Source organism: Streptomyces sp. NPDC098101 (assembly GCF_044760185.1).
Lineage (GTDB): Bacteria > Actinomycetota > Actinomycetes > Streptomycetales > Streptomycetaceae > Streptomyces.
This window is the reverse complement of record NZ_JBIWAS010000001.1, coordinates 1,363,208-1,388,381: the sequence shown is the minus strand read 5'-3', so window position 1 is coordinate 1,388,381 and position 25,174 is coordinate 1,363,208. Positions and strand designations below refer to the sequence as shown.

The following is a 25,174-nucleotide window of genomic DNA, read 5'->3' as shown; positions in this document are numbered from 1 at the left end:
CTCATGCCGGGGCCCGGTTCCGTCGGAACCATGGCCCCAGGGTGTGCACCGGTTCTCGTGCACCGGTCCGGAGGGGGACGGCATGGGCAAGGTCGTGGGCGCGTTCGCGGTGGCGGGTCTCGCGGTCGGGGCGCTGGTACTGGCGTACGCGGTGGGGGCGCCGCCCGGGGCGGTGCTCGCCGTCGGGGCGGGCGTCCTCGGGCTGCTCTGGCTCCTGCTGCTCCTGACGGCGCCGTGGAACCTGTACTTCCGGGCGCACGCGGTCCTCGCGGAGATCGCGGTCAGCCGCGAGAAGGGCCTCGTGGTCTCCGGGGAGCGGGACGTCGAGGCGCGGCGGATCGCGCGCGTGATGCTGCGGGTCGCCGTCGCCGGGCACGTGGCCACGGCGGCCGGCGTGCTCGCCGTCGCCCTCGCGACCGGCCGGGAGGCGGCGTACTGGTGCGCCGGGTTCTTCCTGCTGAGCACGGCCTTCCGGCCGGCCGGCGCGTACTTCGGGCAACTGCGCGGCAGACTGGGCACGTTGCTCCGGGAGGTGACGTACCCCCGGGACGACGTGGTGGCGCTGCGGGAGCGTGTCGCCGCGCTCGAAGCGGGTGCCTCGGTGCTCCAGGACAAGGCGGAGGAGCAGTACCGGGCCCTGGCCGAGCTGCGCAGGACCGTGGACGCGGTCGGGCTCTCCGCGCACGAGCGCGCCGAGCGGACCGACCGGGGCGTCGCGGCCCTGGCCCGCGAGTTCGAGGCGACGGTGAACCGGCTCACCGACAACGAGGAGATCATCACCGGTCTGAAGGCGTTCCTGCGGCTGCTGCGCGCCACCGACCTCACCGCCGGGCCCGTCTCCGGCCCCGGTGACGCCCCCGCCTGACCGGGGCCCGCTTCACCCGCTTGCCGGTCCCCGGGTTGCGACTAATGTCGATATGTAGGCCATGTGTGCCCCCGCTCTCCCCCGCCCGCGAGGCGCGGGAGAGGGGGCGTACGGAAGGAGCCTTCCATGAGCCGTACATTGCGGGGCGCGATCGCCCTCGCCGGGGCCGCGGCCCTCGCCCTGGGCGCGGTGGCGACGACCGGAGCGGCGCAGCCGGCCGCGGCGCAGGACGAGGTCAGGATCGGGCTGCTGCTCCCGGAGAGCAAGACGACCCGGTACGAGAAGTTCGACCGCCCCTACATCGAGGCGAAGATCAAGGAGCTGGCGCCCGGCGCGCAGATCGACTACTACAACGCCGCCGAGAGCGCCACCACCCAGCAACAGCAGGTGAACACCGCGCTCGCCAAGGGCGACAAGGTCCTCATCCTGGACGCCGTGGACGCCAAGTCGATCCAGTCCTCCGTGCAGAAGGCCCACGACGCGGGCGTCAAGGTCGTGGCGTACGACCGCCTCGCGCAGGGCCCGGTCGACGCGTACGTCTCGTACGACAACCGCAAGGTGGGCGAGCTCCAGGGCAGGGCGCTCCTCGACGCGCTCGGCGACAAGGCGGGCAGCGGGCAGATCGTGATGCACAACGGGTCGCCGACGGACCCGAACGCCGCCGAGTTCAAGGCGGGCGCGCACGCGGTCCTGGACGGCAAGGTGAAGATCGGCAAGGAGTACGACACGCCGAACTGGGACCCGAACAACGCCAACCAGCAGATGTCCGGTGCCATCAGCGCGCTGGGCAAGGAGAACATCGTCGGCGTCTACTCGGCCAACGACGGACTGGCCGCCGGCATCGCCACCGCCCTGAAGGCGGCGGGCATGAACGTGCCGCTGACCGGCCAGGACGCCCAGCTCGACGCCATCCAGCGGATCCTGCTCGGCACGCAGACCATCACGGTCGAGAAGCCGTACAAGCCGGAGGCGGACATCGCCGCCACCATGGCGGTCAACCTGGCCGAGGGCAAGCCGATCCCGTCCGACCTGACGCCCACCACCGTCACCAGCGGCAGCGGTCAGAAGGTGCCCGCCTCGCTGCTGACCCCGGTCGTGGTCGACAAGTCGAACATCAAGGACACCGTCGTCAAGGACGGGCTCTACACGGTCCAGGAGATCTGCACCCCGACCTACGCGGCCGCCTGCGAGGAGGCCGGTCTCCAGTAGTCGCGAGCCGTCCGCCCCGGCGGGGCGGACGGACGGAGGAGGCGGTTCCCTTGCCGGAGTCAGCCGTGCTCACCCTGCGGGGGGTCTCCAAACGGTTCGGCGCGGTCCAGGCCCTGAAGGACTTCGACCTGGAGGTCCACCCGGGCGAGGTCGTCGCGCTCGTGGGGGACAACGGCGCCGGGAAGTCCACCGCCGTCAAGGCGATCGCCGGGGTGAACCCGCCCGACGAGGGCGTCATCGCCTGGGAGGGCCGGCCGGTCTCCCTCACCCGGCCCCACGACGCCCAGGACCTCGGGATCGCGACCGTCTACCAGGACCTCGCGCTGTGCGACAACCTGGACGTGGTCGCCAACCTGTTCCTCGGCCGCGAGCTGCGCAGGTTCGGGATCCTGGACGAGGTCCGGATGGACCGGCGGGCGCGCGAGCTGCTCGACACCCTGTCGATCCGCATCCCGAGCGTCCGCATCCCCGTGGCGTCCCTCTCCGGCGGGCAGCGCCAGACGGTGGCGATCGCCCGTTCCCTGATCGGGGACCCGAAGGTGGTGATCCTGGACGAGCCGACCGCCGCCCTGGGGGTGGAGCAGACCGCCGAGGTCCTCGACCTGGTGGAGCGGCTGCGCGACCGGGGCCTGGGGACCGTCCTGATCAGCCACAACATGGTGGACGTGATGGCGGTCGCGGACCGGATCGCGGTGATGCGCCTCGGCCGGAACAACGGCTTCTTCGACCGGCGCTCGACGACCACCGAGGAGATCGTCTCCGCCATCACGGGGGCCACCGACAGCGCCGTGACCCGGCGCCGGGACCGCAAGCGGGAGGAGCCGTGAAACGGGACCGACCGTCCAAAGGCGCGGACGACGCCTCTCAGGAACCGGCCCCCGGCGCCGTGCCCGCCGTGGACACCCGTCTCCTCGTCCGTGAGGAGGGCCTCAAGGGATACGTCGGGGAGTTCCGGCGCAAGCTGCGCGGCGGGGAGCTGGGATCGCTGCCCGTCGTCCTCGCCGTGATCATCATTTGGACGGTGTTCGGCAGCCTGGACAGCACGTTCCTCTCCGCGCAGAACCTCTCCGACCTCAGCCAGCAGATCGTCGGCACCGGCATGATCGCGGTCGGGATCGTCTTCGTGCTGCTGCTCGGCGAGATCGACCTCTCGGTCGGCTCGGTGAGCGGGCTGTGCGCCGCGGTCTTCGCCGTGCTCAACGTCCTGAACGGCATGAACGAGTGGCTGGCGCTCCTCGTCGCCGTGGCGGGCGGCGCGGCCGTCGGGCTGATCCACGGGTTCTTCTTCGCCAAGGTGGGCGTGCCGGCCTTCGTCGTCACCCTGGCGGGCAACCTCGCCTGGAACGGGCTGATGCTCCAGGTGCTCGGCACGAGCGGCACGGTCAACATCCCGGCCGAGAGCGTCGTCGCCGAGCTGTACTCGACCGTCTTCCACAGCCCGGTCGCCGCCTACGCGACCGCGGCCGTCGGGGTCGGGCTCTTCCTGGCGGCCTCGCTCCTGGACGCCCGGCGGCGGCGGACGGCCGGGGTGCCGTCCCGGCCGGTCGCCGAGATCGCGCTGCGCACGCTCGTCCTCGCGGCGCTCGCGTTCGCCGCCGCGTACGTCCTGAACCGGTACCAGGGGCTGCCGCTGGCGCTCCTGATCTTCCTGGTCCTGCTGGTGGTCCTGGACTTCGTGCTGCGGCGCACCACGTACGGCCGGCGGGTCTTCGCGGTGGGCGGCAACGTCGAGGGCGCGCGCCGGGCGGGCATCGGCGTGGCGTTCGTCCGGATGTCGGTGTTCTCGATCGCCGGGACCATGGCGGCGATCGGCGGTCTCTTCCTCGCCGGGCAGATCCAGTCCGCGAGCCAGACCTCCGGCGGCGGCAATCTGCTGATGAACGTGATCGCCGCGGCCGTCATCGGCGGGACGAGCCTGTTCGGCGGGCGCGGTTCGGTCTGGTCGGCGCTGCTCGGTGCCCTGGTGATCGGGTCCATCCAGTCGGGCATGAACATCATGGGCGTGAGCAACGCCGTCCAGTTCATGATCACGGGGTCGGTGCTGCTGGCCGCCGTGGTCGTGGACTCGCTGTCCCGCAGGAGCCAGAAGGCGGCGGGCCGCGCCTGACCCCGCGGCTCCCGGCGCCTCCGCCTCCCGGCTTCCGGCTTTCGGCGTCCCCGCCTCCCGGCTCTCGTCTCCCGCCTCCCGGCTTCCGCCCTCCGTCAGGGGCCGTCCTGGCCCGGTTCGCCGGGTCCGATCCGCAGCTCGAAGTCCCCGGAGTACTTCTCGTGTCCGGCGATCACGGCGAGTTCGACGGCCTCCTCCCCCATCTCGCCGCGGACGATGAGCGGGTCCTTGCGCAGGTCCCGCATGAGCGCCACGCACATCCCGATCATGACGAGCACGAACGGCGCGGCCACCAGGATGGTGAGGTTCTGCAGGCCCGCGAGCGCGTCGCCCTGGCCGTCGCCGATGAGGAGCATGATCGCGGCGACCGCGCCGGTCACCACGCCCCAGAAGACCACCACGGGCCGGGTGGGCTCGAAGGAGCCGCGCTGCGAGAGCGTCCCCATGACGATGGAGGCGGCGTCCGCGCCGGACACGAAGAAGATCCCGACGAGGATCATCACGAGGAGGCTCATCGCGCCGGCGATCGGGAACTCCTGGAGGACGCCGAAGAGCTGTCCCTCGGGGGTGCTCTCGCCCGCCAGTCGGCCCTGCTCGCTGAGCTTCATCGCCGTTCCGCCGAAGATGGCGAACCAGATCAGGCTGACGGTGCTGGGGACCAGGATGACCCCGCCGACGAACTGCCGGATGGTCCGGCCCCGGCTGATGCGGGCGATGAACATGCCGACGAAGGGCGTCCAGGAGATCCACCACGCCCAGTAGAAGACGGTCCAGCTGCCCAGCCAGCCGTGGATGTCGTCGCCGCTGGTCGCCTCGGTGCGCCCGGCCAGCTGCGGCAGGTCGCCGATGTAGGCGGCGATCGAGGTGGGCAGCAGGTCGAGCACGATGATGGTGGGGCCCGCCACGAAGACGAAGACGGCGAGGATCGCCGCGAGCACCATGTTGATGTTGGAGAGCCACTGGATGCCCTTCTCCACGCCGGAGACGGCGGAGAGGACGAAGGCCACGGTGAGGACCGCGATGATGGCGACGAGCAGCCCGGTGCCGGCCTTCTCCATCCAGTTCAGCTCTTCGAAGCCGCTGCCGATCTGGAGCGCGCCGAGGCCGAGGGAGGCGGCGGAGCCGAAGAGGGTGGCGAAGATGGCCAGGATGTCGATGACCCGGCCGGGACCGCCGTACGCCCGCTTCTCGCCCATCAGCGGGACGAAGACGGCGCTGATGGTCTGGCGGCGTCCGCGCCGGAAGCTGGAGTAGGCGATGGCGAGGCCGACGACGGCGTAGATCGCCCACGGGTGGAGCGTCCAGTGGAAGAGCGTGGTGGCCATGGCGGTCTGCATCCGCTCGGCCGAGTCGACGGGATGGGTGCCGGGCGGCGGGGTGCCGTAGTGGGCGAGCGGTTCGCTCACGCCGTAGAACATCAGGCCGATGCCCATGCCGGCGCTGAACATCATGGCGATCCACGACACGGTCCGGAACTCGGGGCCCTCGTCCTCCCGGCCGAGGGTGATCCGGCCGTAGCGGCTGATGGCGAGCCACAGCGCGAAGACCACGAACCCGGAGGCGGCGAGCATGAACGCCCAGCCGCCGTCGCGGATCAGCCCGTCGAGGAGGGAGCTGGAGACGTCCTCCAGGCTGTCGGTGGCCGTGGCTCCCCAGACGACGAAGGCCACGGTGAGGACGGCGGTGACCCCGAACACGATCCGGTCGGTGCGGGCGTGGTGGCGGCGGTCGGAGCGGATGAGGAGGGTGGGCAGCACCGGCAGCCCCCGGCTCCTCGCCCGTGCGGCGCCCTTCCGGCGGCCTTCCGGCCTCTCTTCTTCCTGCGACACAGGCGGCACCTTTCACGGCATTACGGGACAAACATCGCGATGTCTCCGTAAGGCAGTACCACAGGTGCGGCCCGACCCGGCGGACCAACAGGCCTCCGGGGCCGCTCCTTTCCCGGGTCGGCGCCCTCCCGGTACGAGGCCTCAGGTCGCCGCGTCCTCGAACACCGTTGTCGCGGCGAAGAGTTCCCCCACCCAGTGGGCACTGGCCTCGGAGCAGCCGGTGGTCGGGGTGCCGGGGAAGAGGCGGAACCACGAGGCCGCCCGGCCGAGGGCGGCGAGGCGGGTGGCGAGCGCCGCGGCCCGGCGCAGCTCCGGGAGGGAGGGCCCCAGGTCGGTCCAGGGCTCCAGATAGGCGTCGCGCAGCCGCTCGGCGTGCCCGGGTCCGTACCGTTCGAGGACGGCGCGGGCGGGGACGAGGAGGCTGCCGAAGGGATGGCCGACGGCGGCGTCGCCCCAGTCGAAGAAGGTGAAGCGGCCGGTGCCGGGGGCGAGGACCTGGCCGTCGTGCAGGTCGCAGTGGTCGAGCGAGTCCGGCAGGCCGTACGCGTCGAGCTCCGCGCACCAGTCGAGCAGGCGGGGGCGCCCGGCCGTGAGGTCGCGGCGGGCGGCCGGGTCCAGGGTGGGGTTGTCCGCGACGAGGGCGTCGAAGAGGGCGGGCAGCCGGGCGGTGCGGGCGTCGGGCACGCCGAGCGCGGTCATGCGGTCCGCGTACGGGGTCAGCGCCCGCTGCATGTGCGCGTACTGGGCGAGGGCCCGCGCCCAGGAGTCCGGTCCGGCGTCGCCCGCGTCCAGGACGTTCCGGAAGAGGGGGCCGCCGTCGGGGAGCAGGGACCACGCCCGTTCGGCGTCGACCGCCAGCGGGGTCACGACGTGGTCGGGCACCCAGCGCGCGAGGGCGTCGCCGAGGGGCGCCTCGAAGGCGTTGTCCGGGGCGCCCGCCTTGAACCAGACCGCGTCGCGCTCGCCGGGCCCGGTGCGGAAGCGCACGAGGATCGACCAGGGGCGGACCCTGACCTCGCGGGTCCCGGTCTCACGCAGGCCGTGCCGGTCGAGCGCCCGCCCGGCCCACGCGAGGGCGGCCGCGCGCCAGTCCTCTTCCTCCCAGGGGGTGACCGCGTCCGCGAACTGCCCCCGGTCGACCGACATGGGGACCGTGGACGTCGTGCGCGGCGCGGGCGTCGTGGATGTCTCTTGTCGCATCGGCCGATCCCATCACCGGGCCGGGCGGGGGCGCACTCGAATATCCGGGGCCCGACGTATCCTCGCCCCGGACGCGCCCGACGGGGGGCCGCGGAGACGGAAGAGGCGGACAGGGTGACGGACAAGGCGGCGGAACCGGGCAGGGCCGGTTCGCCCTCCCTCGGCGCACAGGCACGGGAGGCCGTCCTCCGGCGGATCGTCGACCGGCGGTACGAGCAGGGCGCCCGCCTGGTGGAGCGGGAGGTCGCCGAGGAACTCGGCATGTCCCGCGTACCGGTGCGCGAGGCGCTGCGCGCCCTGGTCGCCGAAGGACTCCTGGAACTGCTCCCGCACAGCGGCGTGCGCGTGCGCCGGCTGGAACGCGCCGACGTGGAGCACCTGTACGAGGTGTGGGAACCGCTCGCGGTTCAGGCGTCGCGGCTCGCGGCGCGGGCCGTGGCGACGGGCGGCGGCGAGGGGCTGGCCGCCCTGGAGGCGGCGCTCCGCCAGGCCGAGTCGGCGGCGGCCGCGGACGAGGGGGCCCGCGAGGTGGCGGCGCACACGGCGTTCCACGAGGAGGTCGTGGCCCTGTCGGGCAACCCGCTGCTCGCCCGCACGATGGAGCAGCTGAGCCGGCAGCTGCGGCTGCTGTTCGGGATGCGCGAGGAGCCCGCGCACATGCGGGCCCAGCACGCCGAGATGTACCGGCACATCGCCGCGGGCGACCCGGAGGCGGCGGCCGCGAGCACGCTGCTGCACGTGCGCGACAGCAGGTCCGTCGCGCTGCGCTCGCTCTTCGGCGCCTGAAGTATTTGTATACCAATACCGCTGGAAGCGCTCGACCCCTACGCCTCGTCGCTCCAAAAAACCGGCTTTTCGGGATCTCTCGATCACCGTCCTTGTTCGCCTCCGGTGGCTTGGTATACAAAACAGGGAACCGACGCCCATCGCCGAAGGAGCCCCCATGCAGCCGTCCCCGTCTTCCCCCGGCGCGCTCTCCCGCCGCACGATGCTGGCCGGGGCCGCCGCTCTGGCCGGGGCCACGGCCACGGCGGCCGCCACGGCCGTTCCGGCCCAGGCCGCCACCACCGCCAGCGCCACCGGGAGCGGGGCCGAGGCTGCCGCCACCGCCGCGTCCCCCGCCCCGGGACGCCGTCCGAAGGCCGTGGTCTTCCGCGACGTGCGCCCGTTCGGCGCGGCGAGGGCCAGGGACCTGGTGGTCGTCGACGGCCGGATCTCGGCCGGTCCGGCGCCGCGCGGCGCGAAGGTCGTCGACGGCGGCGGCCGCATCGCCCTGCCGTCCCTCGTGGACGCGCACGTCCACCCCGACAAGACGACCTGGGGCGGCTCCTGGGTGTCGCGGAAGCCGGCGGACGGCATCGCGGACTACGTCGCCCAGGACGTGGAGCTGTTCCGCGCCCAGCGCCGTCCCGTCGCGGAACGCGCGTACGGCCTGATGAGCCACGCCGTCGCCCGGGGCACCCGGGCGATGCGCGCCCACGCCGACGTGGCCCCGGCCTACGGCCTGGCGGGCGCGGAGGGCGTCGCGGAGGCGCGCGAGCGGCTGCGCCACGCCCTCGACGTCCAGATCGTGGCCTTCCCGCAGCACGGCGTCGTCCGCACCCCGGGCACGGCGGCGCTCCTGGAGCGCGCGGCGCGCGAGGGCCTGGTGGACATGATCGGCGGGATCGACCCGATCGGTTTCGACCGTGCCCTCGACGAGCAGCTCGACCTCGTCTTCGGCATCGCGGACCGGCACGGCGTGGGCGTGGACATCCACCTCCACGACCGGGGCGAGACGGGCCTGAAGGCCCTGCGCGGGATCATCGACCGCACCCGCGCCCTCTCCCTCGCCGGCAAGGTGACCGTCAGCCACGTCTTCTGCCTGCCCGGCCTTTCGGACCGCGAACTCGGCTCCGTCGCGGCCGACCTGGGCGAGCAGGACATCGCCCTCACCACGGTCGCGCCGTCCGACTCGCTGGTGCTTCCGATCGCCCGGCTGCGCGAGCACGGGGTGCGGGTCGGCCTCGGCTCGGACGGCGTGCGCGACTCCTGGAGCCCGTTCGGCAACGCCGACATGCTGCACCGCGCCCACATCCTCGGCTGGATGACGGACGTGCGGCTCGACGACGAACTGGCGGAGTGCTACCGGGTCGCGACCCACGGCGGCGCGGACGTCATGGGCCTCGCCCACGCCGACCTCGCGCCGGGCGCCCCGGCCGACTTCGTCCTCGTGCGGGGCGAGTGCCTGCCGCAGGTGGTCGTCGACATGCCCCGCCGGGACGTGGTCGTCCACGGCGGGGCGGTCGTGGCGCGCGACGGGGAGTTCCTCGACTGAGGCCGGCCCCGGGCGGGTCCTACAGGTACGGGCGGGTGATCAGTTCCATCGCGTGGCCCGCGGGGTCCTTGAAGTAGACCCCGCGGCCGCCGTGGTCGGTGTTCGTCTCGCCCGGCCGCCGCATCTGCGGGTCGGCCCAGTGCTCGACGCCCTGCGCGCACAGGCGCGCGTAGGCCCGGTCGAACAGCTCGTCGTCGATCAGGAACGCGTAGTGCTGCATCTGGATCTCCACCGGGGGCTCGGCGAACTGGATCAGTACGCCGTCGGGGAGCTGGACGTTGACGAAGGGACCCCAGGAGGGCGCTTCGGGGAGTTCGAGGAGCTCCCGGAAGAAACGCGCCGACTCGTGCCGGTCCTTGGCCGCGACGATGGTGTGGTTGAACGTGACTGACATGGGGACGACCTCGCTCTTGTTCGACAGGAAAGGGGGACGCGCGGTGCTCGCGCACCGGGCGGTCCTCGTGTCGAACGGAGGGGATGCGTCGTGCGCATCCGCCGAGCCGTCAGTCGTCCACCGGGTCGCCCGTCCGTGTGTGGCGTATAGCCGGTCCGGTGTTCACGTCGCAGGACGTTACGTGACCGGCACGGGTTGGGGCAAGGTCGTTTCGGGGGATCGGGCGCGCGTGCTCAAGGGAGTTGGGGCCGCGCGCCCGTCCTCCGCCGTCCGGACCGGACCGGCGGGCGGGGGCGGTCAGCCGTTCGGCAGGATGACCGCGCGTCCGTCGACGCGCCCCTCGTGCAGCCGCTCGTAGGCCTTCGGCGCGTCGTCCAGGGCGTAGGTCTCCACGTGGACGTCGACGGCGCCGGCGCGGGCCAGGTCGAGGACCTCGATCAGCTCGGCCCGGGTGCCCCAGTACGGGGAGGCCACGGAGACCTCGTACGCCGGGGAGCCGAAGCCGACGGGCAGGGCGCCCCCGCCGAGACCGACGATCGTGACGTCGCCCTCGACCGCGGCCATCGCGCCCGCCGAGGTCACCGTGGGCCGTGCTCCCACGAAGTCGAGGACGACCTCGGCGCCCCGGCCGCCGGTCAGCTCGCGGACGGCGGCGGCCGCAGACGCGTCGGAGAGCACGGTCTCGTGCGCGCCGACGGCGCGGGCGAGGGCCAGCTTCTCCTCGGTGACGTCCAGGGCGACGACCCGGGCCGCGGTCATGGCCCGCAGCAGCTGGATGGCGACGTGGCCGAGCCCGCCCGTGCCGATGACGACGGCGGTGCTGCCGGGCACGAGCTTCGGCAGGGACCGCTTGACGGCGTGGTACGGGGTGAGGCCCGCGTCCGTGAGCGGCGCGGCCCGCACGGGGTCGAGGTCGCCGAGCGGGACGAGGTGGCGGGGGCTGTCGACGACCATGTACTCGGCGATGGCGCCGGGGGCGCCGAGGCCGGGCGGCCTGATGCCCAGCTCGTCGGCCCGCAGACAGTAGTTCTCCTTGCCCTGCGCGCACATGAAGCAGGCGCCGCAGCCCCAGGGGCCGTAGACGGCGACCGCGTCGCCGACGGCGAACCCCTCGGCGCCCGCGCCGAGCGCCTCGACGGTGCCGACGCCCTCGTGCCCGAGGGTCAGGGGCAGCGGGAAGGGCAGCTGGTCGGCGGACCAGTTCATGACGGCGATGTCGGAGTGGCAGACGCCGGCGGCGGTGACCTTGAGGAGCACCTGCCCGGGGCCGGGCTCGGGGTCGGGGACGGTGACGACCTCGGGCGGGGCGCCCACCGCACGGTACTGGAGTGCCTTCATGACGGGGTGTCCTTTGCTCTCGCTCTTTCCGGTGGCTCAGCGGGCGGCGTAGGCGCCGTCGACGAGGTGGTAGCTGCCGTGCACGAACGACGCCCGCTCCGAGAGCAGGAACGCGACGAGCTCGGCGACCTCCTCCGCACGGCCCAGCCGGCCCGCGGGGTGCAGGGCGACGAGGGCGTCGTACGCCTCCCGGCCGATTCCGGCGAGGAGGGGGGTGTCGATGTAGCCGGGGCCGACGGCGTTGATACGTACCCCCTGGGAGGCGTATTCGAGTGCCGCCGTCTTGGTGAGGCCGACGACGCCGTGCTTGGCCGCGACGTAGGCGGCGCTGCCGGCGGAACCGTTGGTGCCGAGGATGGAGGACATGTTCACGACGGCGCCGCCGCCGGAGGCGACGACGGCCGGGAGTTCGTGGCGCAGGGAGTGGAAGACGCCGTCGAGGTTGGTGGAGACGACGCGCCGCCACTCCTCGGCGGGGGTCTCGCCGATCGGGACGCGGGCGCCGGCGACCCCGGCGTTGTTGACCGCGAGGTGCAGGCCGCCGAGGGCGGCGACGGTGGCCTCGACGCCCTCCCGGACGGAGGCGTCGTCGGTGACGTCCATGCGGACGGCGAGGGCGCGGGCGCCCTGGCCGGTCAGTTCGGCGACCGCGGCGGCCGCCTTCTCGGCGTCGTAATCGGCGACGGCGACGGCGGCGCCACCGCGGGCGAGGCGGTGGGCGACGGCCAGGCCGATGCCGGAGGCGCCGCCGGTGACGAGAGCGGTCCGGCCGGCGAACTCCTGGGGGTCGGGGGTGGAGGGGTGCGTCATGGGGGTTCCTCGGGGTGTGCGGTCCGGTCGGGGTCGGCCCTCGGGGCGGGTCGGGCCGGACGGTGGGGTGGGGAGAGGGGTCGGTGGTGGCGCCGGTGGACCGGACGCGGGGTCAGGTCCCGGCGGGCGGGGGTTCGGCGGGCGGGGGTTCGGCAGGCGGGGGGTTCGGCGGCCAGCAGGGCGAAGGCCTCCTCGACGAGGGCGGGCAGCGCGGTCCGGGGGCCGTCGAGGACCCAGGCGCGCGTGGCCGCCATGAGCGCGGCGGCGCCGGCGCCCACGGCGACGGCCGGCCGCAGGTCGCGCTCGGGGTCGGCGCCCACGCGGTGCGCGACCAGGCGCACCGAGGCCGCCTCGCCCTCCAGGAGGACGCGCCGGAGCACGGCCCTCAGGGGCGCCTCGCGTTCGGCGAGGCGGAACAGCTCGCGCACGCCGTCGCGGCGGTGCCAGGCCGGGACCGCCGGATCGGCGAGCCAGATCCGCAGGGCCGCCCGGTAGGCGGTGAGCGGGGCCTCCGTCCCGGGGCGGGCGGCGAGCGCCTCGTTGATCCGGGCGCAGTCGGCGCGGATGCCGTCGACGACGGCCTCCTCCTTGGAGGCGAAGTAGCGGCTGAAGGTCCGCCGGGAGACGCCGACCGCGTCGGTGACGTCCTCGACGGAGACTCCGCTTGGCCCGCGCTCCAGGACGAGTCGCAGCGCGGCCTCGCCGAGCGCTTCCCTGGTCCGCGTCCCCTTCGGGCCGCGCCGCGGGCTCCGGCGCTCTCGTTCCGTGCTCATATCTGCACCGTACACCCATTAATGTCCCAGTGGGACATTCGCTCGCACCCACCCCTCCACCTGCCGGAACGCGATGAAACGCGGCGGCGTCAGGTGACGACTTGTCGCCAACTCGTGACCCTCCGTGGTTGACGGGAGTAGGGCGGGGGCAGACCGTACCTGGGCCGATGGGTGCCCGGGTGAGAGGAGTGAGCCGTGCTGTCCGACTTCTTCGACCGATTGCTGCGCCGCGGCGCGGGTTCCGGTTCCGGCACGGGGCCGCCCCCGGGGGCCGGAACGACGACGGGGGCGGGGGTGCCCGGCCAGGCGCGGCCGTCCCGGAACCTCGTCCTGGACGCCGACTTCTCCTCCGCCGAGCAGTGGGTGGCCGGCCGCTCCTGGGCGTATCCCCACGGCGGTCCGACCAACCCCGGCGACAACAAGCTCGACCACCTCACGGACGATCCCGCGTACAGCCGGAGCGGGGTCTTCCGGGCGACCCCCCGGCCCGACGGCCGCTGGACCGCGGGACTGCTCACCACCGAGGGCAGCGCCGAGGGGTTCCTGGTCCGCACGGGCGACGTCCTGGAGGCCCGGGTGCGGCTGCCGGTGGAGATCGGCGCCTGGCCGGCGATCTGGACCTGGCGCGACGGCGGCCAGGAGATCGACGTCTTCGAGTACCACCCCGACAACCCGGACCTGCTCGAGCTGTCGAACCGGGTCCGGGGGCGCCACCACTACTTCCGGGACCCGGCCGTCCGCCCGGGGGCGTGGATCGACTTCCGGGTCGAGTTCGGCGCGCGCTCGGTGGTGTGGTGGGTGAACGGCGCGCGGGCCTTCGACGACCGCCGGGGAGTGGGCCGCTCCTGGCGCGCGTACCTCATCGTGAACCTCTCCGTCTGCGCGGGCCGCTACCACCCGGCGCCCCGGCCGGGCACGGCCGAGATGTCGTACGAGGTGACGGAACTGCGCGTGTACCGCGGCTGACCGGGTCCGGGCCGCGTGGTTCTCCGTACGACGGGAAGGGGGGTGTCGACGCGCGCGACGGCGGGAGAAGCGTCGTGGGGACAACGGGTGTTGCGTAGGCTCGAACAGAGCGTTCCGCGCACCCGCACCGTGCCGCCCGTACGACGAGGAGGACCCCATGACCACCGCCGAAGAGGGACGGCAGCGGCTCGACGCGGCCAGTGTGCTCAACGCGAAGAGGACGCTCCTCCAGCTGCTCGCCCGGGCCGGCGTCTGGTCGGGCGACGCGGAGGAGATGATCGGGTTCGTCGAGGCGGGCGCCCTGGCCCTCGCGTACGAGGAGATCGGCGGGGCCGTCCGGAGCGCTCCGGACGGGAAGGGCGAGGCCTATGCCGCCGGTTGGCTCGACGGCGCCCGGGTCGTGGCGGACGAGCTCGGCGGTGTTGCCGAGCGGGCCCTGCGGCAGGCCCTCGCCGCCGATCCCACCGCCGACTCCCCCGACGACCGGCCGCCCGTCGGACGCACGGAGATGGAGCGGACCAAGGTGGCGGTCACCCCGATCTACCTCTCCTTCACCGACGTCTCCGACCTCGATCCGGAGGTCACCGAGCAGGTGCTCGGGGCCGTCCTGCGCACGATGAGCTCCCGTCAGCGCTCCCGGTACCCGGGGCGGTTGGCGGAGTTCGCCACGACCCACCGGGAGCGTCTGGAGCGGCTGTACGCGGAGTACGGGCCGGGCAGCGCCATCACGCTCCACGGGCGCTACACCCTCGTCCACTCCCCCACCAGCGTCGCCGTCCTGGAGCGGCTGGCGGCGGCGTCCGCCGCGCTGTACGAGGAGTGGGACGCCGCCGAGTTGCCGCCCGCGTGGCTGGACGGCCTGACGAAGGCCTGGGGCGCACCGGCCTGACCTTCTCCCGTCACCGCCGCCCCCAAAGAGGCGGCGGGATCTTGGGTGAACGTTTCTTCTCGGCCCGCCGTCAGCCGCCGGTCGCTAGTCGAGGAAAGAGTCGGGATACCCGGCGGAGAAAGGTTCCTCCGGACGGTCGGGCCGCGCCGCCGTCTCCCGGCGCGCGTCGGTCCAGATGGCCTCGATACCGAGGGGCCGGGTCATGTCGTCGGACCGCCAGGAGGGCGGGAAGCCCGCCGTCTCCTGCGTGCGCGCGGGGTGCGGGGAATTCCGCGGGACATCGCGCTGGATGCCGCCCAGGCGCCGCTCGAAATCGGCCTGCAAACGGTTCATCGTGTCGAGGAAGTCCTCGAGAGGAATGGTTCCTTCATACATGCGTTCCTCCTGTTGCCCACGGCGAAGGTCATCACATTCGAATAAAAAGGGCACTGCTGATGACACATCCCCTCAACGACACCCCCGCTCGGAGGGAACGCGGCATTCGGGTGACTCGCGCCCCGGGAAAAACCGGTCCTTCGCAGATCGGAGGCGTTTCGGCGCGCGTCAGCCGGCCGGTTCCGCGCGGAAGGCGATCATGGCGGTGTCGTCGCGGTGGTCGGAGAGGTCCTGCAGGAGGCGGAGCAGATCGGGCAGGGCCTCGTCGCGGTGGAGCGCGGCCGCCCGCAGCAGGCACCGCTGCCCGGTGTCGAGGGAGGTGCCGGGGGTCTCGATGAGCCCGTCGGTGTACTGCAGGAGCGTGTCGCCGGGGGCGAGGGCGTGCGTGTGGGTGGTCCGGGGGAATCCGGGGACGACGCAGAGCGGCGGGTCCTCGCCGCTGCCGCCGAGGAAGCGGGGCTCGCCCCGCGCGGGGATCAGCAGGGGCGGCGGGTGCCCGGCGTTGGACCAGGTCATCCGCCAGGTGCCGTCGGGCCGCCGGCGCAGATGGGTGTGGACGACGGTGGTGAAGGAGCCGGCGTGGAGGCCTTCAGCGGCGTCGTCGAGCATCCCGAGGACGGCCGCGGGCGTGCATTCGGGACCTTTGTTCCATGCGAGGGCGCGGAGCATACTGCGCATCTGGCCCATGACGGTGGCGGCGCCGAGGTCGTGTCCTGCGACGTCCCCGATGTCGAGGACGAGGGTGCCGTCGGGGAGCGTGATGGCGTCGTACCAGTCGCCGCCGATCTCGTTGGCCGGGCTGGCCGGCTGGTAGCGGGCGGCCAGGCTCGCCCCGGGGACCGCGGGCGGGCGGGTGAGCTGGGCGCGCTGGAGGCTCAGGGCGGTGCGGCGGGCCTGCTGGAGGTCGAGGACCTTGCGGATGGGCCGCTGCGCGTGGTGCAGGACCTCGCGCAGCAGCTCGACGTCGGCGGGTTCGGGGACGGGGGTGTCCCCGCTGGTGGCGGCGGTGGCGTAACCGAGGACGATGTCGTCGACGACCAGGGGGACGAGGGTCATGCTCGTCGCGTCGGAGGCGGTGAGCCACCGCTCGGTGACCTCCGGCACCAGGCCGGGCGGGACCCCGCCGCCCGGGGGCAGCCGGAACGTCCTCGGCTCGCGGCTCTCCAGGACCTCCCGCATGACCGGGGTGACCGTGACGCTCTGCCCCATCGGCGCGGGCGCGGGCGGAAGTCCGGAGCGGGTGGCGGAGGCGACCCGCCGGGCCGTGACCGTCGCGTGCTCCGGGAGCGGCCACTCCTCGTGGGAGAGGAGCAGGATCACGCAGGCGTCGGTGAGTTCGGGGACGACCGAGTCCGCCACCGCGGCGAACGCCGTGTCCAGACCGCCGCCCGACGCCTGCGCCACCCGGGCGAGGAGGTGCTCGCGCAGCTCCGCGCCCCAGGTGTCCTCGACGTCGACGGTGGCGGCGATCCACTCCTCCGCCCGCCCGTCCCGCACGATGGGGACGCAGCGCGTGGACATGTGGCGGTAGGAGCCGTCGGCCGTCCGGAGGCGGAAGGTGTTCTGGTAGATCTCGGGGGGACTCCGGTCCAGTGCCCGGCGCCAGGCGTCGACGAGCGCCTGCCGGTCCCTGGGGTGGACGTGGACGTACAAGTCCTCGCCCTCCTCGTCGGGCAGGGGGGTGCCGGTCAGCTTCTCCCAGCCGGGGACGATCTCCTCGACGCGGCCGTCCGCGCGCACCACCCAGACCATCTGGGAGACGGCCGTCACCAGGGCCTCGAAGCGCTGGAGCGCGCGGGTCTCGGCGGTGGTCTCCAGGGTGACGACCAGGACGCCGTCGCCGACCGGGGTGGCGACGGGGGTGCAGGAGGTGAGGAAATAGCGCACCTCGTCCGGACCGCCGGGGACGGGCAGCAGCGAGTCGGTGAGCTGGCGGGGGCGTCCGGTGGCGAGGACGTCGTCCAGGACGGCCAGGAACCGCGTGGCGGCCGGTTCCGGGTAGGCCTCGTGGGCGGGCCTGCGGAGGGGGCGGTCGCCGAGCATCCTCCGGTAGGCCGCGTTGACGTAGATCAGCAGGTGCTCGGGTCCGCCGAAGAGGGCGACCGCCGCCACGGTCGCGTCGAACAGCTTCGGGTCGAGGGCCCTCGCGGGGCTCATCGCCCCTCCGGTCCCGTCCGGGCCGGCGGGGGATCCGGCCGCCCGTCGGCCCGCCCGTGATCCGGTGCGATCATCCTGTGAGCCTTTCGTCCTTCCGGCGCGTGAACCCCTGCATCCTCCAGGGGACCGTGCCGCGGTGGCCCGCGCCACACGGGCGGCTACCCCGTTCGTGTGCGCACCGAACGCCGTCCGCCCCCTTCCCTTCCGGCTCCCCCGTGAAGATCGGCGCCCCTGGCGTTCGAGCACGGAAGCGAATAGGTTAGGCTCACCTAACAAGCGTTCGCGACCGCCGCCGCCTCTGCGTGATCACGTCCGAGAGGCATGGGCGCGGCGTCGCACACCTCTGCCCGGAGACAAGGAACCGTCATGCCTTCTGTGTTCACCCCTCTTCGCCGCCGCGCCCTCGTGGCGGGGGCCGCCGCGGTCTCGCTCGGCCTCATGGTGACCGGATGCGGTGCGGACGAGAAAAAGGACGGCGCGGCGGGTTCGGCGTCCGAGGCTCCGGCGGGCGCGTTCCCCGTCACCATCAAGAGCGCCCTCGGCGACGCCGTCATCAAGGACAAGCCGAAGCGCGTCGTCACCCTCGGCCAGGGCTCCGCGGAGACCGCCATCGCCCTCGGCAACGTCCCGGTGGGCATCGAGGAGTACCCCTGGGGCAGCGACAAGACCGGCTACCTCCCCTGGATCCACGAGGCCGTGACGAAGTCCGGCGGCACGCTCCCCAAGCAGTTCAAGGGCGGTGAGGAGCTCGACATCGAGGCCATCACCGAGCTGGAGCCCGACGTCATCCTCGCCCCGTGGTCCGGTCTCACCCAGAAGCAGTACGACGTCCTCAAGGACATCGCGCCGACCGTCGCCTACCCCGAGAAGGCGTGGAGCACGAACTGGGACCAGCAGATCGAGATCATCGCCAAGGCGCTCGGTCAGCCGGAGAAGGCCAAGGAGCTGGAGTCGAAGATCGACAAGCAGCTCGCCGACGCGGCCGCCTCCCGCCCCCACTACAAGAACGTCACGTTCTCGTACATCTACAACACCGGCCCCGGCACCCTCGGCATCTTCAAGCCCGAGGAGCAGCGCGTCGCGATGGTCTCCAAGCTCGGTCTCAAGGTCGACCCGGTCGTGAACGAGTTCAAGGAGACCGAGGGCACGGACTCCGCCCTGATCGGCCTGGAGAACGCCAACAAGCTCGCGAAGAGCGACATCGCCTTCACCTTCTACATGGACGAGAAGGCCCGCAAGACGGTCGAGGCCCAGCCGCTGTACGCGGCCATCCCCGCCGTGAAGAAGGGCGCGCTGGTCTACAGCCACGACACCCCGTTCGTCACCGCCTCCTCGATGATCAACCCGCTGACGGTGCCGTACAGCATCGAGCGCTACCTGCCGATGATCGACAAGGCCGTCGCCAAGGCCGGAAAGTAACCACGGATTCCGGCGTGACCACACTCTCCCGGACCGCCCAGGGCCCCGCCGTACGACGGCGGGGCCCTGCCCGGTACCTCGCAGCAGCCGTCCTGTGCCTGGTCCTGCTCGCCCTGGCGCTGCTCGCCAGCGTCATGTTCGGCAGCAGGCCGACGTCCCCGGCCGACGTCCTGCGGGTCGTCACCGGCGGCGGTGACGAGTACCTCCGCACCGTCGTCGAGAGCCGCTACCCGCGCACCGCCCTCGGCGTGCTCGCGGGTCTCTGCCTCGGGATCGCCGGCACCCTGATGCAGGGCGTCACCCGCAACCCGCTCGCCGAGCCGGGACTCCTCGGCATCAACGCGGGCGCGTCCGCGAGCATCGTCGCCGCCACCGCGTTCCTCGGCGCGTCCGGGCAGCGGGAGACCATCTGGTGGGCCCTCGTCGGCGCCCTGGTGACCGGCGTCCTCGTCCATCTCATCGGCACGGCCGGCGGGGGCGCAAGCCCGGTGCGGCTCGTGCTCGCCGGCGCGGTGCTCTCCGCGGTCCTCGCCGCGTTCATCCAGGCCGTCGCGCTGTCCCGGCCGAAGGTCTTCGACACGTACCGCTACTGGGTGGTGGGCTCGCTCGGCGGGCGCGGTTTCGACGCCCTGTGGGCCGTGCTGCCGTTCGCCGCGGCCGGGCTGCTCCTCGCCGTCGTCCTCGCGCCCGGGCTCAACGCCATGGCGATGGGCGACGACAAGGCCGCCTCGCTCGGCATCAGCCCCGCCCGGGTCAAGGGCGCCGGGCTGCTCGCCGCCACGCTGCTCAGCGCGGCGGCCACGGCGGCGGTCGGCCCCATCGCCTTCGTCGGGCTCGCCGTCCCGCACCTGGTCCGGGGGCTTGTGGGCGCCGACTTCCGGATGCAGATCCTGTTCACCGCGCTCGCGGGCCCCACGCTGCTGCTCTTCGCGGACGTCGTCGGCCGGGTCCTGCTGCGCCCCGAGGAGCTGATGGTCGGCGTCGTCACCGCGTTCGTGGGCGCGCCCGCGCTGCTCTTCGCGGTCCGTCGCATGAGGGGAGCGGCATGAAGACCGTCGACCGGACCGAAACGCCGGCCGTGGTGCCGCCGCGTCCGGCGGGGCGCGTCCTCGTACGGCTCGGCCCCCGGGTCGCGATCCCCGTGCGCCGCTCCTCGCTGGTCGCCGCCGCGCTGTCGGTGCTGCTGCTCCTGGCGGCGGCCGTCGCGACGCTCTCGATGGGCCGGCTGGGCATCCACCCGGCCGACCTGCCGTCGGCGCTCATGGGCGAGGCGACCGGCAAGAACGCCTTCGTCCTGAACCGGCTGCGCGGCCCCCGGCTCGTGGTGGCCGTCGCCACCGGCGCGGCCTTCGGCCTCTCCGGGGCGCTGTTCCAGTCGGTCACCCGCAATCCGCTGGGCAGCCCCGACGTGATCGGGCTCAGCGCCGGATCCGGAGCGGGCGCGGCCGCCGCCGCGCTCTTCTTCCCCGACACCGTCCCGGTCTCCGTCGGCGCCCTGGTCGGCGCGGTCGCCGCCATGGCGCTCGTGTACGTCTCCACCGGGACCGGGTTCCGCAACCCGGGGCGCCTGGTCGTGGCGGGCATCGGCGTGGCCGCCATGTCGACGGCCCTGACCCAGTACGTGGTGTACGCCGTCGAGCGCGACAAGGCGAGCGCCCTGACCGCGTACATCAACGGCAGTCTCTCGGCCCGCTCCTGGGACGACGCGACGGTCATCTGGGCGGTGCTGCTCGTCTGCCTGCCCCTGGCGGCGCTCCTCGCGCGGCCGCTGAGCATCGGTGAGATGGGCGACGACCTCTCCACCGGTCTGGGCGCCCGCCCGGACCGGACCGCGACGGCGGCGGTCGCCCTGTCGATCGTCCTGTCGGCGGGCGCGGTCAGCGTGGCCGGTCCGATCGCCTTCGTCTCCCTGACGGCGCCGCAGATCGCCAAGCGGGTCACCCGCAGCGGCGGGCCGCAGCTCGTCATGTCGGCCCTGCTCGGCGCCCTGCTCCTGGTCCTCGCGGACCTCGCGGCCCAGCAGCTGCCGTTCTTCGACGACCTGCCGGTCGGCCTGTACACGATGGCCGTCGGCGGGGTGTACCTGGGCTATCTGCTGCTGCGGGAGTGGAAGCGGCCCGTCTGAGGCGGGTACGGCGGGGAGGGGGAGGACCACCGGGTGATCCTCCCCCTCCCCGTTTGCGTCATCCGGTGAACGGCTCGCCGACGCGCAGGTTCCAGCGCCCGCTCCGGCCGCTGAGGTGGACGGCCGTCAGGGGGCGGACGTCCAGGCGCCGGGCGGTCGCGTCCGGCGCCCCGAGGGCGTGGACCGTCGCCGCGCGGACGACGTCGGGTTCGACGACGGCCGTGACGCGCCCCGACCCCTCCCGGAGCGCGTCGAGCCAGGCCCCGACCCGGACGCGCAGGTCGCGCAGGGACTCCCCGCCGTGCGGCGCGGCCTCCGGGTCGGACAGCCAGGCTGCCAGCCCGGCCTCCTCGGCGGCGGCGACGTCTTCGAGGGTCCTCCCCCGCCACCGGCCCATGGCGCAGCCGGCCAGGCCCGGCGCCGGCTCGGCCCGCAGGCCGAGGGCCCGGGCGGTGCCGAGGCAGCGCGCGGACGGCGAGGCGTACGCGCGCGTGGCGGGGTCCACGGCGGCCGCGAGGGCTTCGGCGCGGGCACGTCCCGCCGGGTCGAGGGGGCCGTCGTCGTCGAACCGGACCTCGCGCAGCGCGTCGTTCGTGGCGGGCGGGACGAGGGTCAGCCGGACTGTCATCGGGATCCTTCTCGGTCGGCGCCGGCACGGGGCGGCGGAGCGGTCCCCCGTACGGTACGGGCCCCGGGGAAGCGGGCGTTCCGCCCGGGGGCGCGCGGAAGGTGATCCAGGCCTCACGCCCTTAACAATGTCCACGTCACGCGGTACCGTCAGGCGACATTTGAACAGCGTGACGACGGCGATACGGAAGTCCGGTGGGAACCCGGCACGGTCGCGCCACTGTGTGCCGAGGCCTTCCCGGGCAAGGGGGGCCGCGGCGAGTCAGACCCGTGGACCGTCGTCCTGCACCACCGTTTGGGACGCGCGTTCCCGCAGGAGGTTTCATCATGGCCGAGGCTGCCGTCTCCGCTGCCGTTTCCCCCCCTTCCGTCGCCGTACCGGCTCCGCTGCCCGTGCGGGCCGTGCTGCCCTGGGCCTTCTTCGTCGGCCTCCTCGCGCTGATCGCCCTGTACTTCGTGGGCGCCGAGCAGGGTGCCACCTCCCTCTTCGCGGGTTCCGACGTGCACGAGTGGGTGCACGACGGGCGCCACCTGCTCGGCTTCCCCTGCCACTGAGAGGCGATCAGCACATGCACGCCTCGACTGTGAGAACCCTGTTGATCCGCGGCATGATCGCGGGTCTGATAGCCGGTCTGTTCGCCTTCGCCGTGGCCTACGTCGGCGGTGAGCCCTCCGTGGACGGCTCCATCGCCGTGGAGGAGGCCCAGGCCGCCCAGGAGGCGGCCCACGCCGGGCACGGCGGCGCGGAGGCCGAGGAAGAGGAGGAGGTGGTCAGCCGCTCCGCGCAGTCCACCTTCGGCCTGGCCACCGGCGTCCTCGTCTACGGAGTGGCGCTGGGCGGCGTCGCCGCGCTCGCCTTCTCCTTCGCGCTCGGCCGCATCGGCCGGTTCAGCCCGCGGGCCACCGCGGCGCTGACCGCCGCCGCGGCCTTCACCACCGTCTACCTGGTGCCGTTCCTGAAGTACCCGGCGACGCCGCCGGCCGTCGGCAACCCCGACACCATCGGGAAGCGCACCACCCTGTTCTTCCTGATGATCCTGCTCAGCGTGCTGCTCGGCGTCGGCGCGGTGATCCTCGGCCGCCGTCTGGCGCCGCGCCTGGGCAACTGGAACGCGAGCCTGGCCGCCGGCTTCGGCTTCCTCGTCGTGACGGGCATCGCCTTCGCGGTCCTGCCGGCGAACGACGACGCGGTCAAGGCGGGCTTCCCGGCCAAGCTGCTGTGGGAGTTCCGGCTGGCCTCGCTCGGCGTCCAGGTCGTGCTGTGGGTGGTGTTCGCCGTCGTCTTCGGCTACCTCGCCCAGAAGGCGCTGGCCGCCCGTGCGTCCGACGCGGAGACCCCGGCCCGGGTCGGGGCTCCGGCCGCCGGCTGACCGGCCGACCCGTACGGAACCGCCCCGCGTGCTCCTGGCACGCGGGGCGGTTCCGTGTCCGGGCGACCGCTCCGGCCGGTCACCGCGGACCGGCGCGTCCGGTCCCCGCGCACAGCCAGTGGTCGCCCGTCGTGGTCCATCCGGTCAGCCGCCGGGCGCGTCCGCCGTCCGCCGTGCCGTCGGCGGCGAAGGAACCCCCGTCGGCCACCAGCCGGAGGCCGGCCAGGGCCGGCTCCAGGAGGGCGCCCACCGGGGCGGGGTGACGGGCCGTCTCCTCCGGCATCCGGGCCAGCACCCCGGCCGCCGTCACCCCGTCGCACCGGGACAGGTGGAACAGCATCTGCCGCCAGGCGTACGCCGCGTCCTTCACCGTGCCGAGCGGGCGCGGCTCGCGCCGGGCCCGGTCCGTCAGGCGGCACACCGTGACGAAGCAGCGGCGGGCCGCTTCCGCCCAGCCGGAGGCGGGTGCGACGCCGACGCGGTGGACCAGGGTGGCGAGGTTGTGGGTGGTGAGGATCTGGGACTGCTCGATCACCGCCCCGTTCCCCGCCACGCTGTCGGGGACGTGCCCGCCGGCCCGCTCGCGGCACAGCGCGGCGAACGCGGACGCGTCCCGGGCGGCGCGCCGCCGGGAGGTCCCCCGGCCGCCCTCCTCGTCGGACAGCACGTAGACGGCCGCGTAGTCGATGCCGTAGTACCGCGCGTACAGCGATCCTTCGAGCAGTTCCCCGGCCGCCGCGGCGGCCGCCTGGAACTTCGGGCTGAAGGTGCCCGTGAAGATGTCGGCGGCCAGCTCCTCGACCAGAGGCGCGTCCAGACCGGCCCGGCGGGCGAGGACGGCCAGTTCGCGGACGAGCGGGTTGGGCAGCAGGGTGCCGGGGAACCCGTCGACGGCGACCTCGGCGAGGTGCCGCAGCGTCGCGTGCGCGGAGTCGCGCACGCGCGCGTCGGTGCGGTACTGCGCCGACACCGCGCGGACCCAGGGCAGTTCCTCGGGCCGGACCTGCCGCTCCAGGTCGAGCAGCAGCAGCGAGCGGCGCTCGCGGAACGCCCGGTAGTTCGCCGCCATGAGCGCGCGCAGCGGCGCGTCCCGGTAGGCCCCGGCCGTCTCGGCGGCGACGAGCTGGGGCACGAGCTCGGCCATCACCTCGGCGGAGGGGACCACGCCGAGCTCCACCAGGACGGGCAGGGGCGCGCTCCGCGCCCTCTCGACCACGCGGCGGATCGCGGGCGGTACGGCCGTCCCGGCGGGCAGGCCGGAACTCCGCTGCTCGGCCCCGCTCACCGGGACGAGGAGCGCGGCCGGATCGGTCGCGCCGACGTCCTGCGGGAGGCCGGACATCCGGTCGGCGACGAGACGGGCGAGGTCGTGGTGGGAGGGCAGCGCGGCCTGGGCCGCCCGGGCGCTCCGTACCGCCGTGTGCCGCTCCGAACCGGGCAGGCCCCGCTTGCGGACCATCGAGGCGACGGCGTGCCGGAGGAGCCCGAGGCGCCGCGCGTCGAGCGGGCGGCCGGCGACGGTCTCCTCCAGGGCCCCGCGCAGGATCCCGGGGTTGCCCTTGGGGTCGCGGTGTCCGCCGCAGCGGGTGTGCTCGCGGGCCAGGACCCGGTAGCGGTCGAGGAGGGCGGCGCCGCGCGCGTGCCACCCGTCGCCGGGGTCGCGGTCGAGGACCCGGTGGTCGGGGCCGGCCGTCTCCAGCCAGTGCCCGAGCAGTTCGTCGGCGAAGGGCCGCCAGACGCGGAGCGCCTCGCGCTGGGTCTCGACGGCGTCGTTCGGGCCCCGGCGGGCCAGGGCGGCGCCCGTCTGCGCGACGGTGCGGCGGTGCACGGCGCCGGTGTCGGGGGCCGGGGCCCCGGACGGGCGCGGGGTGAAGCGCAGCGTGCCGGCGAACGGGCTGATCTCCCGGACGAGTCCGAGGGCCGCCTCGGTCTCCCCCGCGCGCACCAGCCAGGCCACCGTGAGCAGCGCGGCCTCCTCGGGGACGGTCACCTCGTAGCGGGCGCCGTCGAGGAGCGCCCACAGCTCCGCGAGGCCCTCCTCGGTGAGGCAGTGGGCGAAGAGGGCCTCCCGGTCCTCCGGTACGCCGGCCTTCCGCGCCGCCTCGGCCTCGTACGGCAGGAGGGGGCCGCCGGCCCTGGCACCGCCCGTGGCGAAGCCGCCGTGCAGCACCTCCGGGGTCACCCAGGCGGGCAGGCCCCGGACGGGGGTGCGCGAGCCGATCCGCAGCGTGCCGTCGGCCATTCCGGAGAGCACCCGGCGCCAGCCGCGGACCCGTTCCCCGGCACGGGCGCGCGTGGCGGGATCCTCGTGGGTGAGGGCGGTGGTGAAGGCGCGGGCCAGTCGGCCCTCGGCGTAGGAGGCGGAAGGGATCTGCGGCTGCTCGTCAGCGTGGGTGTCCATAAG

23 protein-coding genes and 1 riboswitch are annotated in these 25,174 nt (G+C 73.8%); of the genes, 13 read left to right on the top strand and 10 right to left on the bottom strand.

Annotation, left to right across the window (positions count from 1 at the left end):
• Positions 1 to 82 precede the first annotated feature (82 nt).
• From ACIQVI_RS05680 to ACIQVI_RS05665, 4 genes are all read left to right on the top strand, one after another.
• Positions 83 to 865, top strand: a complete 783-nt coding sequence (locus ACIQVI_RS05680) for a hypothetical protein (protein ID WP_351970762.1) — start codon at positions 83 to 85, stop codon at positions 863 to 865.
• Between the two features lie 126 nt (positions 866 to 991).
• The gene (locus tag ACIQVI_RS05675; RefSeq protein WP_351970763.1) at positions 992 to 2,074 is read left to right on the top strand and encodes a substrate-binding domain-containing protein; all 1,083 of its coding nucleotides are present in this window, start codon (positions 992 to 994) and stop codon (positions 2,072 to 2,074) included.
• A 50-nt stretch (positions 2,075 to 2,124) separates the two neighbouring features.
• Positions 2,125 to 2,901 carry an ATP-binding cassette domain-containing protein gene (locus tag ACIQVI_RS05670; protein WP_351970764.1) on the top strand — a complete coding sequence of 259 codons (777 nt, stop codon included), beginning with the start codon at positions 2,125 to 2,127 and terminating at the stop codon, positions 2,899 to 2,901.
• The gene (locus ACIQVI_RS05665) at positions 2,898 to 4,181 is read left to right on the top strand and encodes a sugar ABC transporter permease (RefSeq protein ID WP_403591423.1); all 1,284 of its coding nucleotides are present in this window, start codon (positions 2,898 to 2,900) and stop codon (positions 4,179 to 4,181) included. Before ACIQVI_RS05670 ends, ACIQVI_RS05665 begins: the two co-directional genes overlap by 4 nt.
• A 95-nt stretch (positions 4,182 to 4,276) precedes the next feature.
• On the opposite strand, the gene ACIQVI_RS05660 is transcribed toward ACIQVI_RS05665, so the two are convergent.
• On the bottom strand, positions 4,277 to 5,938 hold the full coding sequence (locus tag ACIQVI_RS05660) for a BCCT family transporter (protein WP_403592283.1): 1,662 nt from the start codon (positions 5,936 to 5,938) through the stop codon (positions 4,277 to 4,279).
• Between the two features lie 213 nt (positions 5,939 to 6,151).
• Positions 6,152 to 7,210: an aminoglycoside phosphotransferase family protein gene (locus ACIQVI_RS05655; RefSeq protein ID WP_403591421.1), complete on the bottom strand. Its 1,059-nt coding sequence runs from the start codon at positions 7,208 to 7,210 to the stop codon at positions 6,152 to 6,154.
• A 114-nt stretch (positions 7,211 to 7,324) separates the two neighbouring features.
• On the opposite strand from ACIQVI_RS05655, the gene ACIQVI_RS05650 reads away from it, so the two are divergent.
• Together ACIQVI_RS05650 and ACIQVI_RS05645 are read left to right on the top strand one after the other, a co-directional pair.
• Positions 7,325 to 7,996, top strand: a complete 672-nt coding sequence (locus tag ACIQVI_RS05650; protein WP_403591419.1) for a GntR family transcriptional regulator — start codon at positions 7,325 to 7,327, stop codon at positions 7,994 to 7,996.
• 157 nt (positions 7,997 to 8,153) lie between these two features.
• On the top strand, positions 8,154 to 9,527 hold the full coding sequence (locus tag ACIQVI_RS05645; RefSeq protein ID WP_403591417.1) for an amidohydrolase: 1,374 nt from the start codon (positions 8,154 to 8,156) through the stop codon (positions 9,525 to 9,527).
• A gap of 19 nt (positions 9,528 to 9,546) precedes the next feature.
• Here the strand turns inward: ACIQVI_RS05645 and ACIQVI_RS05640 are convergent, their stop codons facing one another.
• From ACIQVI_RS05640 to ACIQVI_RS05625, 4 genes are all read right to left on the bottom strand, one after another.
• Complete coding sequence (locus tag ACIQVI_RS05640; protein WP_351970769.1) at positions 9,547 to 9,921, bottom strand: VOC family protein; 375 nt, start codon at positions 9,919 to 9,921, stop codon at positions 9,547 to 9,549.
• Between the two features lie 297 nt (positions 9,922 to 10,218).
• Positions 10,219 to 11,259 (bottom strand): NAD(P)-dependent alcohol dehydrogenase, encoded by a 1,041-nt coding sequence (locus ACIQVI_RS05635; protein ID WP_403591414.1) that lies wholly within the window; start codon positions 11,257 to 11,259, stop codon positions 10,219 to 10,221.
• A 36-nt stretch (positions 11,260 to 11,295) separates the two neighbouring features.
• Positions 11,296 to 12,069 carry an SDR family NAD(P)-dependent oxidoreductase gene (locus tag ACIQVI_RS05630; RefSeq protein WP_403591412.1) on the bottom strand — a complete coding sequence of 258 codons (774 nt, stop codon included), beginning with the start codon at positions 12,067 to 12,069 and terminating at the stop codon, positions 11,296 to 11,298.
• Positions 12,066 to 12,842, bottom strand: a complete 777-nt coding sequence (locus tag ACIQVI_RS05625; RefSeq protein WP_403591409.1) for a TetR/AcrR family transcriptional regulator — start codon at positions 12,840 to 12,842, stop codon at positions 12,066 to 12,068. The genes ACIQVI_RS05630 and ACIQVI_RS05625 overlap by 4 nt, the downstream gene beginning before the upstream one ends.
• Positions 12,843 to 13,136: 294 nt before the next feature.
• Here ACIQVI_RS05625 and ACIQVI_RS05620 point away from each other — a divergent pair, with 294 nt between their 5' ends.
• Positions 13,137 to 13,808, top strand: coding sequence for a beta-glucanase (locus tag ACIQVI_RS05620; protein WP_351970783.1), 672 nt, complete (start codon positions 13,137 to 13,139; stop codon positions 13,806 to 13,808).
• A gap of 157 nt (positions 13,809 to 13,965) precedes the next feature.
• Positions 13,966 to 14,697: a hypothetical protein gene (locus ACIQVI_RS05615; RefSeq protein ID WP_403591406.1), complete on the top strand. Its 732-nt coding sequence runs from the start codon at positions 13,966 to 13,968 to the stop codon at positions 14,695 to 14,697.
• 84 nt (positions 14,698 to 14,781) lie between these two features.
• Here ACIQVI_RS05615 and ACIQVI_RS05610 read toward each other — a convergent pair whose 3' ends face one another.
• Together ACIQVI_RS05610 and ACIQVI_RS05605 are read right to left on the bottom strand one after the other, a co-directional pair.
• A complete protein-coding gene (locus tag ACIQVI_RS05610; protein ID WP_403591403.1) occupies positions 14,782 to 15,072 on the bottom strand; it encodes a hypothetical protein in 291 nt (96 codons plus the stop codon).
• 168 nt (positions 15,073 to 15,240) lie between these two features.
• Positions 15,241 to 17,229, bottom strand: coding sequence for a SpoIIE family protein phosphatase (locus tag ACIQVI_RS05605; RefSeq protein WP_403591400.1), 1,989 nt, complete (start codon positions 17,227 to 17,229; stop codon positions 15,241 to 15,243).
• Positions 17,230 to 17,595: 366 nt separating this feature from the next.
• On the opposite strand from ACIQVI_RS05605, the gene ACIQVI_RS05600 reads away from it, so the two are divergent.
• From ACIQVI_RS05600 to ACIQVI_RS05590, 3 genes are read left to right on the top strand one after another with little or no spacing between them, the layout of a single operon-like run.
• A complete protein-coding gene (locus tag ACIQVI_RS05600) occupies positions 17,596 to 18,648 on the top strand; it encodes an iron-siderophore ABC transporter substrate-binding protein (protein WP_403591397.1) in 1,053 nt (350 codons plus the stop codon).
• Between the two features lie 14 nt (positions 18,649 to 18,662).
• Complete coding sequence (locus ACIQVI_RS05595; protein ID WP_403591395.1) at positions 18,663 to 19,697, top strand: FecCD family ABC transporter permease; 1,035 nt, start codon at positions 18,663 to 18,665, stop codon at positions 19,695 to 19,697.
• Positions 19,694 to 20,773, top strand: coding sequence for a FecCD family ABC transporter permease (locus ACIQVI_RS05590; protein WP_403591392.1), 1,080 nt, complete (start codon positions 19,694 to 19,696; stop codon positions 20,771 to 20,773). The genes ACIQVI_RS05595 and ACIQVI_RS05590 overlap by 4 nt, the downstream gene beginning before the upstream one ends.
• A gap of 58 nt (positions 20,774 to 20,831) precedes the next feature.
• Here the strand turns inward: ACIQVI_RS05590 and ACIQVI_RS05585 are convergent, their stop codons facing one another.
• Complete coding sequence (locus tag ACIQVI_RS05585) at positions 20,832 to 21,401, bottom strand: histidine phosphatase family protein (RefSeq protein WP_351970779.1); 570 nt, start codon at positions 21,399 to 21,401, stop codon at positions 20,832 to 20,834.
• Positions 21,402 to 21,525: 124 nt separating this feature from the next.
• A riboswitch (cobalamin riboswitch) is annotated at positions 21,526 to 21,688 on the top strand.
• Between the two features lie 39 nt (positions 21,689 to 21,727).
• On the opposite strand from ACIQVI_RS05585, the gene ACIQVI_RS05580 reads away from it, so the two are divergent.
• A complete protein-coding gene (locus ACIQVI_RS05580) occupies positions 21,728 to 21,955 on the top strand; it encodes a CbtB-domain containing protein (protein ID WP_351970780.1) in 228 nt (75 codons plus the stop codon).
• Positions 21,956 to 21,969: 14 nt separating this feature from the next.
• Positions 21,970 to 22,770 carry a CbtA family protein gene (locus tag ACIQVI_RS05575; RefSeq protein WP_351970781.1) on the top strand — a complete coding sequence of 267 codons (801 nt, stop codon included), beginning with the start codon at positions 21,970 to 21,972 and terminating at the stop codon, positions 22,768 to 22,770.
• 79 nt (positions 22,771 to 22,849) lie between these two features.
• On the opposite strand, the gene ACIQVI_RS05570 is transcribed toward ACIQVI_RS05575, so the two are convergent.
• A complete protein-coding gene (locus ACIQVI_RS05570) occupies positions 22,850 to 25,171 on the bottom strand; it encodes a hypothetical protein (protein ID WP_403591388.1) in 2,322 nt (773 codons plus the stop codon).
• Positions 25,172 to 25,174 lie beyond the last annotated feature (3 nt).

Excerpts from the sequence above, each read along its gene's own strand:
- ACIQVI_RS05680 (WP_351970762.1), top strand. The coding sequence starts at position 83 with ATGGGCAAGGTCGTGGGCGCGTTCGCGGTGGCGGGTCTCGCGGTCGGG.
- ACIQVI_RS05675 (WP_351970763.1), top strand. The coding sequence starts at position 992 with ATGAGCCGTACATTGCGGGGCGCGATCGCCCTCGCCGGGGCCGCGGCC.
- ACIQVI_RS05655 (WP_403591421.1), bottom strand. The coding sequence starts at position 7,210 with ATGCGACAAGAGACATCCACGACGCCCGCGCCGCGCACGACGTCCACG.
- ACIQVI_RS05645 (WP_403591417.1), top strand. The coding sequence starts at position 8,154 with ATGCAGCCGTCCCCGTCTTCCCCCGGCGCGCTCTCCCGCCGCACGATG.
- ACIQVI_RS05640 (WP_351970769.1), bottom strand. The coding sequence starts at position 9,921 with ATGTCAGTCACGTTCAACCACACCATCGTCGCGGCCAAGGACCGGCAC.
- ACIQVI_RS05635 (WP_403591414.1), bottom strand. The coding sequence starts at position 11,259 with ATGAAGGCACTCCAGTACCGTGCGGTGGGCGCCCCGCCCGAGGTCGTC.
- ACIQVI_RS05630 (WP_403591412.1), bottom strand. The coding sequence starts at position 12,069 with ATGACGCACCCCTCCACCCCCGACCCCCAGGAGTTCGCCGGCCGGACC.
- ACIQVI_RS05625 (WP_403591409.1), bottom strand. The coding sequence starts at position 12,842 with ATGAGCACGGAACGAGAGCGCCGGAGCCCGCGGCGCGGCCCGAAGGGG.
- ACIQVI_RS05615 (WP_403591406.1), top strand. The coding sequence starts at position 13,966 with ATGACCACCGCCGAAGAGGGACGGCAGCGGCTCGACGCGGCCAGTGTG.
- ACIQVI_RS05610 (WP_403591403.1), bottom strand. The coding sequence starts at position 15,072 with ATGTATGAAGGAACCATTCCTCTCGAGGACTTCCTCGACACGATGAAC.
- ACIQVI_RS05605 (WP_403591400.1), bottom strand. The coding sequence starts at position 17,229 with ATGAGCCCCGCGAGGGCCCTCGACCCGAAGCTGTTCGACGCGACCGTG.
- ACIQVI_RS05600 (WP_403591397.1), top strand. The coding sequence starts at position 17,596 with ATGCCTTCTGTGTTCACCCCTCTTCGCCGCCGCGCCCTCGTGGCGGGG.
- ACIQVI_RS05590 (WP_403591392.1), top strand. The coding sequence starts at position 19,694 with ATGAAGACCGTCGACCGGACCGAAACGCCGGCCGTGGTGCCGCCGCGT.
- ACIQVI_RS05585 (WP_351970779.1), bottom strand. The coding sequence starts at position 21,401 with ATGACAGTCCGGCTGACCCTCGTCCCGCCCGCCACGAACGACGCGCTG.
- ACIQVI_RS05580 (WP_351970780.1), top strand. The coding sequence starts at position 21,728 with ATGGCCGAGGCTGCCGTCTCCGCTGCCGTTTCCCCCCCTTCCGTCGCC.
- ACIQVI_RS05575 (WP_351970781.1), top strand. The coding sequence starts at position 21,970 with ATGCACGCCTCGACTGTGAGAACCCTGTTGATCCGCGGCATGATCGCG.
- ACIQVI_RS05570 (WP_403591388.1), bottom strand. The coding sequence starts at position 25,171 with ATGGACACCCACGCTGACGAGCAGCCGCAGATCCCTTCCGCCTCCTAC.